Source organism: Enterobacteriaceae bacterium Kacie_13, from assembly GCA_013457415.1.
Taxonomy (GTDB): Bacteria; Pseudomonadota; Gammaproteobacteria; order Enterobacterales; family Enterobacteriaceae; genus Rahnella.
Genome location: CP045665.1, coordinates 1736053 through 1752437, shown reverse-complemented (window position 1 = coordinate 1752437; position 16385 = coordinate 1736053). Strand labels below are relative to the sequence as shown.

16 protein-coding genes and 2 tRNA genes are annotated in these 16385 nt (G+C 52.5%); 7 read left to right on the top strand and 11 right to left on the bottom strand.

The genetic code is table 11. The annotated features are described in order from the left end of the window. Positions 1-375 precede the first annotated feature (375 nt). The 3 genes from puuD to GE278_07940 are packed head-to-tail and all read left to right on the top strand — an operon-like array spanning position 376 to position 3105. Positions 376-1179: a gamma-glutamyl-gamma-aminobutyrate hydrolase gene (gene puuD / locus GE278_07950; GenBank protein ID QLK60701.1), complete on the top strand. Its 804-nt coding sequence runs from the start codon at positions 376-378 to the stop codon at positions 1177-1179. Positions 1180-1183: 4 nt separating this feature from the next. Further along, positions 1184-1741 (top strand): HTH-type transcriptional regulator PuuR, encoded by a 558-nt coding sequence (puuR, locus tag GE278_07945; GenBank protein QLK60700.1) that lies wholly within the window; start codon positions 1184-1186, stop codon positions 1739-1741. Positions 1742-1791: 50 nt separating this feature from the next. After that, positions 1792-3105 carry an FAD-dependent oxidoreductase gene (locus GE278_07940; protein ID QLK60699.1) on the top strand — a complete coding sequence of 438 codons (1314 nt, stop codon included), beginning with the start codon at positions 1792-1794 and terminating at the stop codon, positions 3103-3105. Between the two features lie 28 nt (positions 3106-3133). Here the strand turns inward: GE278_07940 and GE278_07935 are convergent, their stop codons facing one another. After that, positions 3134-3328 (bottom strand): hypothetical protein, encoded by a 195-nt coding sequence (locus tag GE278_07935; protein ID QLK60698.1) that lies wholly within the window; start codon positions 3326-3328, stop codon positions 3134-3136. 194 nt (positions 3329-3522) lie between these two features. Between GE278_07935 and GE278_07930 the strand changes: the two genes are divergently transcribed. Beyond that, a complete protein-coding gene (locus GE278_07930; GenBank protein QLK60697.1) occupies positions 3523-5250 on the top strand; it encodes a potassium/proton antiporter in 1728 nt (575 codons plus the stop codon). A gap of 94 nt (positions 5251-5344) precedes the next feature. Here GE278_07930 and osmE read toward each other — a convergent pair whose 3' ends face one another. Then, on the bottom strand, positions 5345-5677 hold the full coding sequence (gene osmE / locus GE278_07925; GenBank protein ID QLK60696.1) for an osmotically-inducible lipoprotein OsmE: 333 nt from the start codon (positions 5675-5677) through the stop codon (positions 5345-5347). A gap of 239 nt (positions 5678-5916) precedes the next feature. Between osmE and GE278_07920 the strand changes: the two genes are divergently transcribed. Continuing rightward, positions 5917-6516, top strand: coding sequence for a cupin (locus tag GE278_07920; GenBank protein QLK60695.1), 600 nt, complete (start codon positions 5917-5919; stop codon positions 6514-6516). A 96-nt stretch (positions 6517-6612) separates the two neighbouring features. On the opposite strand, the gene GE278_07915 is transcribed toward GE278_07920, so the two are convergent. The 7 genes from GE278_07915 to GE278_07885 form a co-directional block, all read right to left on the bottom strand. Continuing rightward, positions 6613-7287, bottom strand: coding sequence for a hypothetical protein (locus tag GE278_07915; protein ID QLK60694.1), 675 nt, complete (start codon positions 7285-7287; stop codon positions 6613-6615). 424 nt (positions 7288-7711) lie between these two features. Then, positions 7712-8206: a GNAT family N-acetyltransferase gene (locus GE278_07910; GenBank protein ID QLK60693.1), complete on the bottom strand. Its 495-nt coding sequence runs from the start codon at positions 8204-8206 to the stop codon at positions 7712-7714. A 116-nt stretch (positions 8207-8322) separates the two neighbouring features. After that, on the bottom strand, positions 8323-8823 hold the full coding sequence (locus GE278_07905) for a hypothetical protein (GenBank protein ID QLK60692.1): 501 nt from the start codon (positions 8821-8823) through the stop codon (positions 8323-8325). Beyond that, positions 8798-9868 carry an ATP-binding cassette domain-containing protein gene (locus GE278_07900; GenBank protein ID QLK60691.1) on the bottom strand — a complete coding sequence of 357 codons (1071 nt, stop codon included), beginning with the start codon at positions 9866-9868 and terminating at the stop codon, positions 8798-8800. The genes GE278_07905 and GE278_07900 overlap by 26 nt, the downstream gene beginning before the upstream one ends. Beyond that, positions 9861-11630 (bottom strand): ABC transporter permease subunit, encoded by a 1770-nt coding sequence (locus tag GE278_07895; GenBank protein ID QLK60690.1) that lies wholly within the window; start codon positions 11628-11630, stop codon positions 9861-9863. The genes GE278_07900 and GE278_07895 overlap by 8 nt, the downstream gene beginning before the upstream one ends. A 72-nt stretch (positions 11631-11702) precedes the next feature. Further along, positions 11703-12791 (bottom strand): extracellular solute-binding protein, encoded by a 1089-nt coding sequence (locus GE278_07890; protein ID QLK60689.1) that lies wholly within the window; start codon positions 12789-12791, stop codon positions 11703-11705. Positions 12792-12991: 200 nt separating this feature from the next. Beyond that, positions 12992-13882 carry an NAD-dependent epimerase/dehydratase family protein gene (locus GE278_07885; protein ID QLK60688.1) on the bottom strand — a complete coding sequence of 297 codons (891 nt, stop codon included), beginning with the start codon at positions 13880-13882 and terminating at the stop codon, positions 12992-12994. Positions 13883-14000: 118 nt separating this feature from the next. Here GE278_07885 and GE278_07880 point away from each other — a divergent pair, with 118 nt between their 5' ends. Continuing rightward, a complete protein-coding gene (locus tag GE278_07880; protein QLK60687.1) occupies positions 14001-14924 on the top strand; it encodes an AraC family transcriptional regulator in 924 nt (307 codons plus the stop codon). 109 nt (positions 14925-15033) lie between these two features. Here GE278_07880 and GE278_07875 read toward each other — a convergent pair. After that, positions 15034-15121 (bottom strand) — tRNA-Ser (locus GE278_07875). Positions 15122-15316: 195 nt separating this feature from the next. Continuing rightward, positions 15317-15404, bottom strand: a tRNA-Ser gene (locus GE278_07870). A gap of 260 nt (positions 15405-15664) precedes the next feature. On the opposite strand from GE278_07870, the gene yccA reads away from it, so the two are divergent. Next, on the top strand, positions 15665-16327 hold the full coding sequence (gene yccA / locus GE278_07865) for an FtsH protease modulator YccA (protein QLK60686.1): 663 nt from the start codon (positions 15665-15667) through the stop codon (positions 16325-16327). The last annotated feature ends 58 nt before the right edge of the window (positions 16328-16385 follow it).

Here is a 16385-nt window from a genome sequence, read left to right as displayed (position 1 = left end):
GTTGAGTCGCTTGCATAGGTTTTCCGCCATTTGCTGGTTTCCGGCGTCATTAGCACCACCATGATGCCTGCCGGTTAAGCCTTACCGTTTGATTACTCCGTTCAACGCAGTTTTCTCATGAGTCTTCATTCTCGATTATCAGGGTGATTCGTTTAAACGCCCGACCATGCTCAAAATATAGGCCATATGATTAACCCTAGCCTTAACATTAATTTTTTGCAACACCTACAATTTGATAACAACTCAGTTTGAAATACCATCAATGCGCTGCTAAATTGGTCAGAAGAAGGCCGTAATCATTGAAATAATTCCAAACAGCTACGTAAGGAGAGACGCCTGCTGTCGATAAATTCATCCACTCAACGAGGCGGTAATATGGGCAATATATTTTCCACGGCATCCGCTGGAAAACAGACCAGCTACAGACCGATCATTGGGGTAGTAATGTGTGAAAACACTGTCGATGAAAACCCTGCTCTCACCGTCCACGAGAAGTATCTGGACGCCATTTTCAACGCAGACGCCCTGCCCGTCTGTTTGCCGCATGAACTGGCGGCGCGCGAAGGTGCAATAGATCAGATCCTGCGCGGTCTCGACGGCATCTTCCTCACCGGCAGCCCCAGCAATGTTGAACCTCACCAGTATGGTGAAGAAGCTGTCGAGGAACTCGCTGATCCGGGGCGCGATCGACTGAGCATGCAACTTATCCGTGCCACGCTGGATAAAAAAATCCCTTTATTTGCCGCCTGCCGGGGTTTGCAGGAGCTGGTCGTAGCAACCGGCGGCAGCTTGCATCGCAAGGTGCATGAGGTGCCGGGTTATATGGATCACCGCGAAGACACCAGCCTGCCACATGATGATCAATATAACGTCGTGCATTCGGTGAATATCGAACCGGGCGGGTTACTTTCAGAATTGTTACCTGATTATCAGCAGTTTCAGGTGAACTCCCTGCACGGCCAGGGAGCAAAAACGCTGGGAGCACAATTGAATGTGGAAGCGCGCGCACCGGATAATCTGGTTGAAGCCGTGAGCGTTCGCGACCATCCGTTTGCCCTGGGGGTGCAGTGGCACCCTGAATGGCACAGCCTGACGGACCCGGTGTCTCGTCAGTTGTTCAACGCTTTTATTAATGCCTGTCGCAAAGGCCATCAGGACCGGAGCGCTCGCGAGGAATAGACGGATGAGCGAAGTCAGTCTGGCGCCTGGTCGCCGGCTTTCTGAAATTCGTCAGCAACTCGGCATGTCCCAACGCAAAGCCGCCGAGTTGTCTGGCCTGACCCACAGCGCCATCAGCACTATCGAACAGGATAAAGTCAGCCCCGCCGTGAGTACGTTGCAAAAGCTGTTACGGGTGTACGGGCTGTCGTTATCCGAATTTTTTGCCGAAGCCCGCGAGAGTGACAAACCCAAAATTGTCATCAATTCGGCAGACTTGATTGAAATCGGCAGCCGCGGCGTATCCATGAAAATGGTACACAACGGCACGCCTAATCACGCGGTCGCCATGCTGCTGGAAACCTATCAACCGGGCAGCACCACCGGCGACAAAATCAAACATCAGGGAGAGGAAGTCGGCACCCTGTTAGAAGGGGAGATTATTTTAACCGTCAACGGTCAGAGTTACCCGCTGCGTGCCGGGCAGAGTTATGCCATTAATACCGCCAACCCACACAGCTTCAGTAATATTTCCACGCGGATTTGCAGGATAGTTAGCGCACATACCCCTAATACCTTCTAGTTGTCGCAGGATCTGGGCCTGACAACGGGAACCAAAAGAAGGATGTCACTATGAGTACTCACACGCGAAGTCTCGACGCTGCCGGCGTGCCCCACACCGACAGCTACTATGCCAGCTCCGTCAACGCACACGCACCGTGGCCGGAGCTGACTGACAATATAGAGTGCGATGTCTGTATTGTCGGCGCCGGTTATACCGGTATCTCTTCTGCTTTATATCTTTGTGAAGCCGGTTACGACGTGGTGGTGCTGGAAGCCGCCCGCGTCGGCTGGGGCGCCAGCGGGCGCAACGGCGGTCAGGTGGTCAATTCTTACAGCCGCGATATTGATGTTATCGAAGACCGCTACGGCCACCAGACCGCCGATATGCTCGGCAGTATGATGTTTGAAGGCGCGAACATTATTCGCCAGCGCATCGATCAGTACGCTATTGACTGTGACTACCGGCCTGGTTGTGTATTTGCCGCGCTAAGTTCGCGCCAGCTTACGAAGCTGCGTGACCAGCAAAAGCTGTGGAACCGCTACGGTCATACCGATTTAACTCTGCTGGATGAAAGTGCTATTCGCCGCGAGATCGCCACCGACCGCTACGTCGGCGGGCTGCTTGATAAGAATGGCGGGCACATTCATCCGCTGAATCTGGTGCTGGGCGAAGCCGAAGCCATACGCCGTCACGGCGGGCGCATTTTCGAAGGCTCGGCAGTCACACGCATTGAACACGGCGATCCGGCTCACGTACACACTGCGAAGGGGCAGGTGAAAGCGAAGTATGTGATTCTGGCGGGCAACGCCTATCTCAGTCAGCAGCTCGCGCCGCGTCTCACGCGTCTGAGCATGCCGTGCGGTTCGCAAATTATCGCCACTGAACCGCTGTCAGAAGATATGGCGCTGTCATTACTGCCGAATAATTACTGCGTGGAAGACTGTAATTATCTGCTCGATTACTTCCGTCTTACCGCTGATAACCGGATGCTGTATGGAGGCGGCGTGACTTACGGAGGGAAAAATCCGCCGAATATAGATTCGGTGATCTTGCCCAAACTTAACCGCACCTTCCCGCAGCTGAAAGGCGTAAAAATCGATTATCGCTGGGGTGGGAATTTCCTGCTGACTCTCTCACGCCTGCCACAATTCGGACGACTGGAGAACAACATTTACTATATGCAGGGCGACAGCGGACACGGTGTGACGCTGACTCACCTGGCCGGGAAACTGATCACCGAAGTGCTGCGCGGCGACGCCGAGCGTTTTGACGCATTCGCCCGCCTGCCGCACATGCCGTTCTTCGGTGGCCGCAACTTCCAGGTGCCTTTCACCATGCTCGGCGCGGCCTATTATTCCCTGCGTGATCGTCTGGGCGTCTAACCCGATCCCCGCAGGTTCTCTGCGGGGTTTAGCCCTTACCAGATACCGGAAATTCCTGATCAGTGCCCACTTCGGGCAACTCATCGAGTTCCGGCTGGATCCCTTGCGAAATGTAATCTTTCGCCGCGATAGCCTGTTCGTTGCCCGCACCGTCACGGATAACCACATGTTTGATGCTGCCATCTTCAAGCACTTCACGGTGTACGCCGGTAAATTCAGTCATTTGCTGATCCTTTTTTATCATTGCTAAGAGACATCACTCATCCTTAAGCATAGTTTTATATTCTTAAGTGCAACTAATAAAAATCCGAAATGACCTCAGCAAGGGGCTCATTTTCCTGATAAATTAGACACCTCATCATTGATGATGAAACCGTTTTTTCCCCGCAATACTCACGCCCTACAAGGAGAACGCTCTTGGACGCCAGCACGATCAACACACTTTTCTTCATTGGCGCCCTGTTAGTCGCAGCGAGCATTTTGCTCAGTTCGTTCTCTTCTAAGCTCGGCATCCCTATTTTGGTCATTTTTCTCGCCATCGGCATGCTGGCGGGCGTCGACGGGATCGGCGGTATTGCGTTCGATAATTATCCCGCGGCCTATCTGGTCAGCAACCTCGCGCTGGCGGTGATTCTGCTCGACGGCGGGATGCGCACACGTGCGTCCTCTTTCCGCGTGGCGCTGTGGCCGGCCCTCTCGCTGGCAACGGTTGGCGTTCTGATCACCGCCGGGCTAACCGGCATGGCGGCGGCGTGGCTGTTCCATATTGATCTGATGCAAGGCCTGCTGATTGGTGCGATTATCGGCTCGACTGACGCGGCGGCGGTGTTCTCGCTGATTGGCGGCAAAGGACTGAACGAACGCGTCAGCGCGACGCTGGAAATCGAATCCGGTAGCAATGACCCGATGGCCGTGTTCCTGACCATTACGTTGATCGACATGATCTCCAAAGGCCAGCACGGGCTAAGCCTGATGTTTGTAGTGGACGTCGTGCGCCAGTTTGGTCTCGGCATTGTGTTTGGCGTCGGCGGCGGCTGGTTGCTGCATAAACTCATCAACAAAATTACGCTGGCGGCCGGTTTATATCCGCTGCTGGCCTTCAGCGGCGGTTTGCTGGTGTACGCCGCAACCATGTCACTTGAAGGCAGCGGCATTCTGGCCGTTTACCTGTGCGGGCTGATGCTAGGCAACATGCCGATCCGCAACCGTCACGGGATCATGCAAACTTTCGACGGGCTGGCATGGCTGAGTCAGATCGGTATGTTCCTGGTGCTCGGCCTGCTGCTGACGCCGAGCGATTTGCTGCCGATTGCCGTTGCGGCGCTGGCGCTGTCGCTGTGGATGATCCTGCTGGCGCGCCCGCTGTCGGTGTTCGTCAGCCTGATCCCGTTCAAAAACTTTACCCTGCGCGAGCGGTTCTTTATCTCATGGGTGGGCTTGCGCGGCGCGGTGCCAATCATACTGGCAGTCTTCCCGATGATGGCCGGCCTGCCGAACGCCACGCTGTTCTTCAACGTTGCATTCTTTATCGTACTGGTCTCACTGCTGGTGCAGGGCACGTCACTGGGCTTCGCGGCCAAAAAAGCCAAGGTGCTGGTACCCCCGCAGCCGACGCCGATTTCACGCGTAGGGCTGGATATCGATGTATATAACGACTGGGAGCAGTTTATCTACCAGTTAGGCTCGGAGAAATGGTGCGTCGGCGCGGCGCTGCGTGACTTGCAGATGCCGCAGGAAACGCGCATTGCCGCCCTGTTTCGTGGCAAGGAAATGTTGCACCCGACCGGCAGTACACGGCTGAAGGAAGGCGATATTTTGTGTGTGATCGGCCAGGAAAAACACCTGCCGGAGCTGGGCAAACTGTTCAGTGACAGCAATAAAGTGGTGCTCGACGACCGCTTCTTCGGGGATTTCATCTTGCAGGCCGATGCGCCGCTGGATGCGATTTCACAGCTCTACGGCCTGAATCTGGAAGATAGCGTGGATCAGTCGCAGTCGCTGGGGCATTTTGTCATCAGATTGCTGGGCGGCGAACCGGTCATCGGTGACCATATCGAATGGGACGGCCTGACGTGGACGATTGCCGAGATGGATGGCAACCGGGTCAGTAAAGTTGGGGTAAGGATTGTGACGGAGAAGGCCTGAATCTGCGTGGCGCAAATCGCAATAAAAAATGCCTGTTCGTTTAACACGACAGGCATTTTTTTTATGCTGACTTAACCTTCAGACGCGGTTGCTGTTACTGAGCAGCTTGCGGGTCTTTGTCGTAGTCTGAACAGGACTGATAGCCTTTGTTCATGACATGACCGGTGTCGTTATAGCTGACAAAGTAAGTCTGTGCTTTACCATCACGCGGAGCCACTGCATACGTCTGGCAAGTGCCTTTCGCATGGATGAGCGTCGCTTCTGTTGACGGTGGCCCTGCAATAGCGCGAACCTGAGATTTCGTCATACCGACTTTAACATCGCTGACCACTGGCTCTTTCACGTAGCTCGCTGCGCGGTCATAAGTCTGACAACCTGCCAGTACAGACACTGCTGTAGCAACCACAAGTAACATTTTCTTATTCATAACATCTCCTCCTGAGGCCATTTTCTATTTTTGTATAAGCCACTTAAGCATAGAAGACATAAGGCATTTATCCAGTGAACAGGACTTCTATTTGTTGAAAGCTACAGTTTTTAAGTTTTATCTGATAAGCCTGCCTGTTATTTGACCCGTCTAAAACTGTCTGAGAAAAGATGATTTTCAGACAATTTTGTTCTATACCTGAATGAGGTAAGCCATTGAGATGAAAGGAGCACGACCTGATGCTTGTGGACCGACGTCGGTTTGTTACGTTGCTGGGGGTCATCGCGCTGATGCCACTGCCCCGCGCTGGCTTTTCAACCCCCAGAGAGGTCGCGATGGAAATACTGCTCATTGATAAACCGTCTAACGGCGTGCCTAACAACAAACTACCGGTGATGATTTACCATCGCGTTATCCCGCCTAACGTCGTCGACAACGCCGACTATCTCGAACACCTTTTCCGTTCTAATGGCTGGCCGCCGCAGTGGCGCTATCCGGTGTACACCTTTACTCATTTTCATTCGAATACTCATGAGGCGCTGGGCGTGTTTGCCGGAACGGCGAGATTACAGCTCGGTGGCGAGAACGGAAAAATCATTGAAGTAAAGGTGGGAGATGTTCTGCTCTTACCGGCGGGCATCGGGCATAAACAAATTTCCGCCGACGAGGAATTTATGCTGGTGGGTGCATATCCGCCCGAAATGAAAGCCGATCTTTGTCATGACGAGCCCGCGCAACTGGCGGTGCGAACCAAAGCGGTCATCGCCGTGCCGCTGCCTGCGACCGATCCGGTAACCGGACACAGTGAAGGCAGCATGCTGGCGTGGCATAAGAAGTAAAAAACGAGGGTATTACCACGGCAATTGCATTACCTCCTCCCCTTGATACGTCCTGACTGAACAATATCAGTGAGGGGGGGGCATCGCATGAAATGACTATTTTCGGGTAATGATTATCTGTGCTAAGACTTGAGCCCCGCGATAAGTGTTTTGTATTTTAGAATTAATATCCATCAGTGAAAATTGTTTATTGACTTTAAAAAGACCAATATTTGGATCAAGATAATATATCTCTTCGGGTGCCAGGCTTATTGTGGCTACAGCATGCAAGTCGCCATTGTGGCCAGCTATATCGACAGTCAAAATAGTGCCATGGGGTTTTCCTGAATATTTCACACCTTTAGCAGCCAGTAAACTATTCAATTCATGACAAGAATAAATCAGCCCTGGAACGCCAGTTTTGATTTCTAACTCTCTCTGTCTGTTATTTTTAAAATTAACAGTAATCTCATCGAATGAAGTTTTACTATCACAATGGCTCTTCCTATACCCAATAGCGCGCATCTCATTATTTACATGCCGCCGCCTGACTCTTTCCAGGAAATTTTGAAACTCCTGTTTTTCAACAGGAATTCGCGCATGCATTTGTGGAGGCGTTGAAATGAACCATGCTGGGAGCCAGGTTTGTAGGAAATTTTTTTGTATTGTTACCGGACGGTCTTTTAAAACATCGCCAAGCCAGGTCAGACAAAAACCCATACAGAAACCTCTGGAATTATGCGTCTCAATAAACTTCTGATATTGCGTTTCAAATGAAATGATTAACTCCATTTTATCGTTCCTTTACCTGGTGAAATTCAATTTTTTTTAATCAACCACCCACTGCATATTGCCTATCCTTGTAAGCTCACAGATGGACGGGGTTGCAGAATAATTTTTCTTATCAAAAAAAACAATGAATAAACCGAAAGCAGTAATAATAAAACCCATTAAATACATTAGTTAAATGAACAAGCCGTAATCTATACATAATACTTTATTTATATGATTTATTAAACATCACTCATGCCTTCTCAAAATCCACGCGTGCTACTCAGAACCAACAACACCCGATGAAAATCCAGACTCGTAGATCACGAAATTATCTCCTCATCTTTCCTGAGCGGTTCCCCGCTACCAGTAAATGACAGAAATATGACGGAACGGCCTGATAGCCGTCCGTAAATACAGGGATTTTTTTATAAGGCTTGTCACGTTAAATCAATGGACGCTGCATAATACTGACCCACTCGCCGTTGACTTCGCGGCGCTCGGCTTCCAGCCAGCCGAGACGGCCATATAGCCCTTGCTGGTCGGGCGTATACAACCATAACGTATCAATACCGGCCGCACGTGAACGCTCGATACAGGCTTTGACCAGCGCCGAACCGATCCCCTTCCCGCGCAGATGATGGCAGGTGAACACTTCACCCAGCCAGTATTTGCGCTCGGCGACATCGCTAAGCTCATAGCGCATCACGCCAGCGGTTCCCACCACCTGCTCGTTTTCATCCAATGCGATTAACACACACTGGCGGCCACGGCTGAGGAGGCGTTGCTCAAGTCGTTGACGAATAAAATCTTTTTGTGCCCAGTGGGCGAAATCAGACCATTCACCGTGAAGATATTCGGTAACGGTCTCAAGGTATTGCGGGACATCAGCCAGACTGGCGATTTTTAGGGTGCCCGTAGGAGAGATGTTTTGAGTCATGGAGTAGCCGTTTTAAACAATCAGGGGCAACCAATTTGCGGATTCCCCCTGCGAGTGTCAAGCCGCAGACATGTATTCCATCGCTATCAGGCATTGATAGTCAAAACGGTGTACTACTAGCGGCTGATAATTATCTGATCTGCTATGCGGGGGTTTTCATAGGTACTCAGTACATTCTCGGCTATTTCCAGCGTAATATTCGCGCTATCGACTTTAAAGAGCCCAAGATTGGGATCAAGAAAATAGGTCTCTTTAGGTGAAAGTCTAATTGCAGCAATGGCATGGGCAAAATTTGTTTTAGGAAACCATAATGAAATAATCGTGCCTTGCGCACGCCCTGTAAAATCCAGCCCCTGCGTCGCGAATAAATTATCAAACTTCCGATAAGTATATTTCAGTCCCGGATTTCCACTTTTTTCTTCCAAAAAAAGTTGACGCTGATTCTTTTTATTGACCAATATCTCTGCGCGAGTGAGATGATTAAATGGATCATTATTTTCACTTTTTAACTCATAGCTTTTCTGTCGTTTAAAAGCGCGTTGGAATAGAGAATCTAATGAGGGGGTTGCTTTTTCACAACCCCTGCATAAATTATCCTTTAGGGAAAACCCAAACATGTTGCTCCGGCAATACCAAATGGCAATGTTGTGGATCGCGTACATCAGTGCCATAGGCGCGGATGACAAAATCATCTCCCGCGGTGCGGAACAGATATTCCCAGCGGTCGCCAAGGTACATGCTGGTCAGCAGCGGCAATTCCAGCTGATTGTCGCCCGGTCCGTCGGCCAGCACCACGCGTTCGACGCGGATCACCGCCGTGCCCTCTTGCCCGCTCTGGACGCCCTCCCCCGCCTGCCCCCACAGCGCCCAGCCTTTACCTTCGATGCGCGCTTTTCCGTCGCGCACTTCGGTGACTTTGCCGTGCAGTCGGTTGTTACTGCCCATGAATTCAGCGGTAAACAACGTTTTCGGCGAACCGTACATTTCCTGCGGCGTGCCCTGCTGTTCGATTTTGCCGTTGTTGAGCAGCAGGATGCGATCAGAAATTGCCATCGCTTCGTTCTGATCGTGCGTTACCATCAGCGCCGACAGACCAAGCTTGATGATCAGTTCGCGCAGGAATACTCGGGCTTCTTCGCGAAGTTTGGCATCGAGGTTAGATAACGGCTCGTCGAGCAAAATCACCGGTGGGTTATACACCAGCGCACGGCCAATCGCCACGCGCTGTTGCTGACCACCGGAAAGCTGATGCGGATGGCGTTTGCCAAGATGCCCCAGACCGAGCTGATCCAGTACCGCCTGCACTCTTTGTGTGATTTCACCCGACGTCACTTTACGTAGTTTCAGCGGATAGGCTACGTTTTCGAAAACGGTTTTGTGCGGCCACAGCGCATAAGACTGGAACACCAGCCCGAGATTGCGCTCTTCGGCGGGAATTTCGCTGCGCGGTGTGCCGTCGTAGACTGTATTTTTGCCGATGATGATCGTGCCTTGGGTGGGCTTTTCCAATCCGGCGACCGCACGCAATAAGGTAGTCTTGCCACTGCCCGATGGTCCGAGTAAGGAGACCACTTCCCCGCGTTTGAGATCCATCGACACGCCTTTGAGCACCGGATTGTCGCCGTAGGTTAAGTGCAGATTTTCGACCGATAATTCAATCATGTAATTTGACTCCAAAACGAAGGGCAATACCCAGACCTAACACCACCAGCAGGATGTTAATAAAGGAGAGTGCGGCGACGATATCAATCGCCCCGGCGGCCCACAGGGAAACCAGCATCGAACCGATAGTTTCCGTGCCGGGCGAAAGCAGATACACCCCGGTGGAATATTCACGTTCGAAAATCAGGAACATCAGCAGCCAAGAGCCGATCAGGCCGTAGCGTGACAACGGAATGGTGACGTGGCGGGTGATTTGCCCGCGGGTCGCACCGGCACTGCGTGCAGCCTCTTCCAGCTCCGGTCCGACCTGCAACAGCGTCGAGGAAATCAACCGCAGACCGTACGCCATCCATACCACCGTATATGCCAGCCAGACGCTGAAAATCGTGCTGCGCAGCGATCGCAGCCAGACCACCAGGTTATCGCGCAGCCACTGCGACCAGGGCATTCCGGAAAGCCAGCCCGATTTGAGCGCGTTGTCCAGCCACATCGGCAGGAACAGGAACACCCACAGGAAGGCCAGACCGGCCAGCAGCCCCGGAACCGCGCGCGGCACCAGCACGCTGTAATCGAGGAAACGCGTCACGCCGTCCGGTTTGCGATGCATGGCAATGCCGATAAACAGATAACACGCTACGGCTAGTGCCCCGCCGATCACGCCGATAGCCATCGAGTTGACGATGGCGCGTAGCAGATTGGGCTGCTCCCAAATGGTACGGAAGGTATTGAGTGACAACTCATCCCACAGAGACACACCGACGCCCCAGTTGGAAATAAACGCTCGCAGAACCACACCCAGAAGCGGTACGCCGATGGTCACGGTCAGCCAGAAAGCCACCACCGCACCGGCCACCCAGCGCCATTTCCCCAGTGGCAGAGCCCGCGCCTGCGACGCTTTTCCCTTAACGGTAACGAAGCGGTTGGCGGTGCGCATCAGGCGGCGCTGCAACATCACCAGCGGAATGGTGATACAAATCAGCACTACAGCGACGGCTGCCATCAGGTGATAAGAAGGTGTACCGAGTTTGTTAGTCAGCTGATAGAGATAGGTGGCCAGTACCATGTTGCCTTCAGGGTCGCCGAGCACCAGCATCAGGCCGAACACTTCCAGCCCGAGGAAGAACAGCAACACCGTCGCATACAGAATAGACGGGCGCACCATCGGCAGACTGACGGCAGTCATAACCTGCAACGGCGAAGCACCGGCGGTTCGCGCGGCCTCTTCGACGTCAGAACCGACACTGCGCAGCGCGGAAGAAATATAGAGATAAGCGTGCGGAACGTGTGTCAGGCCGGCAATCACTACGATGCTCGACATGTCGTAGATGTTCCAGGGCACGAACCCGAGGACCGCCTGCGCCCACAGCGAGAAGAAGCCCACTGGCCCGGCGGCAACCACATAACCAAACCCCAGCACCATCGGCGAGACGAAAATCGGCACCAGAATCAGCGGCTCGATAATACGTCTGCCGGGCAAATCGGTACGTACCATCAGGAACGCCAGAATTCCGCCCAGCGGTATAGCGATCACCACCAGCCCGAATGCCAGAATAAAGCCGCTTTTCAGCGCTTTATAGAAATCCGGATCGGTAAAAATAAATTCAAATGACTCGAGACTCCACTCCTTCGACGGTGAGAAGAAAGGCGCGGAGAGAAAACTTTGTATTACGATGAACGACAGCGGAATGTAGATAACCAGCGCGGTTATCAGCACCACAATGCCACGCGGCAAACTTTGCCACTTTCTGCGCAATGCATTCATGTTACTTCCCTTAGGTCAGGAACCCTGAACAACGAAATCAGGCAAGAAGGGAGGCTTACGCCTCCACAAACGCTATTTTGATGCGGCGGTACGCCACTGTTTGATGTAATCCAGACGTTTTTTCTGTTGCAGGTATTCCAGCAGGGTTTCATCGACCGGAATCGGCTTGAGTGCGTTACCTAACATTTTGGTCAGGCCGTCGATGTCGTTTTTACCTTCGATATCGTTACGGATGGACGGAATATCAGCCTGATTCGCCAGAATGCTTTGGCCTTTTTCAGACAGCACGTAATCCAGCCAAAGTCTGGCGGCATTGCTGTTTTTCGACTCCTGACTGATGAAGGAAACGCGGGACAGCACCAGCGTGTAATCCTTCGGATAGGAAATGCCGAGCGACGGATCGGTCTTGGCACGGGCTTCGGCGTAGGAACCGAGGATGTTAAAACCGATCAGGTTTTCACCCGAAGAGACCCTTTCCATCATAGTGCCAGTGGAAGACTGTACCGCTAACCCGCCTTTGGCGACGTCAGCCAGCGTTTTGAAATAATTGGGATCGGCTTTGAAATCCTGCACCGACAGCATGAAACCAAGACCGGATTTCTCGATGTCATAGGTGGTGACTTTTTTGCTGAATTTGTCGGTCTGGCTGGCGATAAGTTTTGCCAGCGCCGCATGTGAATCAGGGACGTCGCCCGCCGGGATCAACCTTTTGTTATAGATAAACACCACAGGCTCGTAGGTGGTGCCGTACGCTTTGTCTTTCCACACCGCCCATTTCGGCAACTGGCTCTGCTCCGGCGATTTATATTCCTGAGCGTAGTCGGTCGCCAGTTTCAGCGCGGTGTCCATCGATGAACTCCAGACCACATCACCGCTGGTGCCGCCCGCGGCCTGCTCGCTGATATAACGGTTGTACAGTTCGGTACTGTTCATGTCGTTATATTCGACTTTGATACCCGGATACGTCGCCTCAAACCCCTGAATCAGCGGGCCTGCGGCTTTAGTGTCAGTGGTTGAATACACCACCACTTTGCCTTCTTTTGTCGCAGCATCGACGATTTTTTGATAATCGGCCGGATACCCCTGAGGTAATGCAGACATTGCAGAGGAAGAGATCAGTACAGCGGAAGCAATCAGAGAGAGACGTAATTTATTCGACATTATTGTTAACCTCTAGTTACATTTGAGAAACTAAAAATCAACATAGCGCATAACATCTGACAGGCAATAGGGTAAATTTTTTATCTTCCCGAAGTGTGATTCGGGGCGTTTTTTAGGCAATTAACACCATTAAAACCACGGACAAAAGAGTTTATCAGGCCATCGAAATGGCCTGATGGAGGGACGAAAAAGAGAGCTGGTTAATTAAAGTATCCGGCGGTGTCGATATCTTTCAGCAGCCCCTGATGCTCCGGCTGCCAGCCCAGCTTCTCACGGGTAAACTCGCTGGAGGCTGGGTTATTAAGCCCGGCAAAGTGTGCGAACCAGCCAAAGTGCGCGGCAGCACTTTCCGCCGTTTTACTTTCCACCGGCAGATTCAGATGTTTGCCAATCAATCCTGCAATCGCTTTAAAGGGCACGCCCTGCTCAGCGGTGGCGTGGTAAATGGCATTACGCGCCCCCTTCTCCAGCGCCAGCCGGAACACACGCGCGGCATCCAGACGATGCACCGCAGGCCAGAGATTTTCACCGTCGCCGGTATAAGCAGAAATACCCTTATCACGCGCCATGGCAATGATCGTCGGCACAAACCCGTGATCGCCTGCACCATGAACCGAAGGCGGTAAACGCACCACTGACACATTAACGCCCTGTTTTGCCAGCGCCGCAGCCGCCAGTTCAGAGGCGATACGCGGGTTCATTCCCTGGGGATCTGGCAAGTCCTGTTCCGTCGCAGGACGCTGGTGACTCACCAGCGCGGTCCCGGAGGTGATAATCAGCGGTTTTTCCGTGCCCACCAGCGCCAGGCCCAGAGCGCCGATCGCCAGCCGGTCTTTTTCACAGTTCTCCAGAAACTTAGAAAAATCATGAATAAACGCGGTATGAATCACGCCATCGGCCTGCGCTGCACCGCGTTTAAGACTGTCGAGATCTTCAATGCCGCCACGATGCACTTCTGCACCCGTGGCCGCCAGCGCGTCTGCCCCCGCGTCTGAACGCGCCAGGCCAAGCACCTGATGTCCCGCCTTGAGTAAATCCGCTACTACCACAGAGCCGATAAAACCTGTCGCACCTGTCACGAATACACGCATGTGGAATCCTCTGTTATTTACCGGAAAGGCTAACCTGTGGGAACGACTATAGGCGCTGGCGTAGAGACGATCTATGCGCTAATGTCCGCATTATCTTTGCAATCGTCCGGAGTTAACGATGGATCCTCTTTCCGATGTGTTATCGCTGCTAAAACCCCGCAGCACGATGTCAGCGGGTTTTAAAGCGGGAGGCGAATGGTCGATACAATTCCCCGAACACTACCCGTCGATAAAATGTAATGCGATTATGCGCGGCGAGTGCTGGCTTTCGGTGAATTCAGTTCCAGGCGCGGTGCATTTACAGGCTGGCGACTGTTTTGTTTTACCCAGCGGCAGACCTTTTCGCCTCGCCAGCGATCTCTCGCTTCCGCCGACGGATGCCACGCCAATTTTTACCCAGACGCGCGAAAGTGGCACCGTGACTTATAACGGCGGCGAGGATTTCTATCTCACCGGCAGCCGTTTTTACGTCAGCGGCAGCAATGCCCCGGCTCTTCTGGCGATGTTGCCGCCGGTTGTGCATATCTCGAAAGAATCCGACAAAGACATTTTGCGCTGGGCGGTTGACCGGATGATTCAGGAACAGCACGACCCGCAACCGGGCGGCTCGCTTATCGCTCAGCATATGGCACACGTGATGCTGGTGCAGGCGCTGCGGATGCACATTAGCAGTCAGCTGCCCGGCGTGGAAAGCGGATGGTTTAAGGCGCTGGCGGATAAACAGTTATCCAGGGCGCTGAATGCGATGCATGAAAATCCGGCCCACCGCTGGACCGTTCAGTTGCTGGCAGAATGCGCGGGGATGTCACGTTCAGTATTCTCACTGAGATTTAAACAGGCTGTCGGCAGCACACCGCTGGAATACCTCACCCGCTGGCGCATGTTGCTTGCCGCAGACCGACTGACTCAGGGTAAAGAGCCGGTTTCTGCCGTGGCGCTGGCGCTCGGCTATGAATCAGAAAGCGCTTTCAGCACGGCATTTAAACGGACGTTAGGCAGTTCGCCACGTCAGTATGGCCAGAAAGAAGCGACTTTTCAGTAAGTAAGAGATTTCAGAACGAGGGAATGAGGGAATGAGGGAATGAGGGAATGAGGGAATTTAAGGCACAAAAAAAGCCGCTAATTACTTAGCAGCTTTAATGCGTTGTTTATGGCGGAGGAGGAGAGATTCGAACTCTCGAATGGTTTCCCATCGCCGGTTTTCAAGACCGGTGCCTTCAGCCGCTCGGCCACCCCTCCGTAAACAACAAGCACTTCGCGACGTCAGTCGTTCAGTACGGGGCGTAGTATACAAGACCGGTAAAAAGATGCAAACATTATTTTCAGTCTAGTTTGTTGATTTTATGAGCATTTAAGCCACACACGTTTAAACTCACCCAAATCACAGGCACAAAAAAAGCCGCTAATTGCTTAGCAGCTTTCTTGTGTTGTTTATGGCGGAGGAGGAGAGATTCGAACTCTCGAATGGTTTCCCATCGCCGGTTTTCAAGACCGGTGCCTTCAGCCGCTCGGCCACCCCTCCGCAACGAAGCGAACTATAAACAGTGCCGATCCTCTTGTAAAGCCTGATTCCGTTCAATTGCCTGAAAAACAGGCATTCAAATCACAAATGACGATTTAAGCATCATTACGGCGATTTTGGCGTCAGGAAACCCCGCCCTGCCACGTTCGGCGAGGTAAAGAAGGGTAAAACGACTTTAATGACGCTGTGCAACTACTTACACTTCAGTCTGATTGTATTTTCACCGACTTCCACCCTCTTATAAGAGTGAGAATTTTATTATGGATCGTTACGTTGCCTCTTCGTCATCGCGCGCAGGCTCGTTGTTAAGCACACACCGGGTATTGCGTAATACGTATTTCCTGCTGGCCCTGACCCTTGGCGTTTCGGCCATAACTGCAACGGCGAGTACTGTTCTGCGTTTGCCATCCCCTGGCTTCCTGCTGACGATTGTCGGTTTTTACGGTTTGATGTTCCTGACTTATCGTACGGCAAACAGTCCGGCCGGTATTCTTTCTGCCTTCGCGCTGACCGGTTTTATGGGTTACACGCTGGGGCCGTTGCTGAGCTCTCTTCTGGCCGCCGGTGCGGGTGACATTATTATGCTGGCGCTCGGCGGGACTGCGCTGGTGTTCTTCTGTTGTTCTGCCTACGTGTTGACCACGCGTAAAGACATGTCGTTCCTGTCAGGCATGATGATGGCTGGCTTTGTCGTGCTGCTGGTCGCGGTGGTCGCGAACCTGTTCCTGCAAATCCCGGCGCTTTCTCTGGCGATTAGCTGCCTGTTCATTCTGTTCTCGGCGGGGGCAATTTTGTGGGAAACCAGTAATATCATTCACGGCGGCGAAACCAATTATATTCGGGCCACCGTCAGCCTGTATGTTTCGCTGTACAACGTGTTCGTCAGCCTGCTGAGCATTCTGGGCCTGTCATCGCGTAACTGATGACGTTTTATCAGGTGTAGTCATCTGCCAATTAAGGCCGAAGTAAATTGCAGCCCCG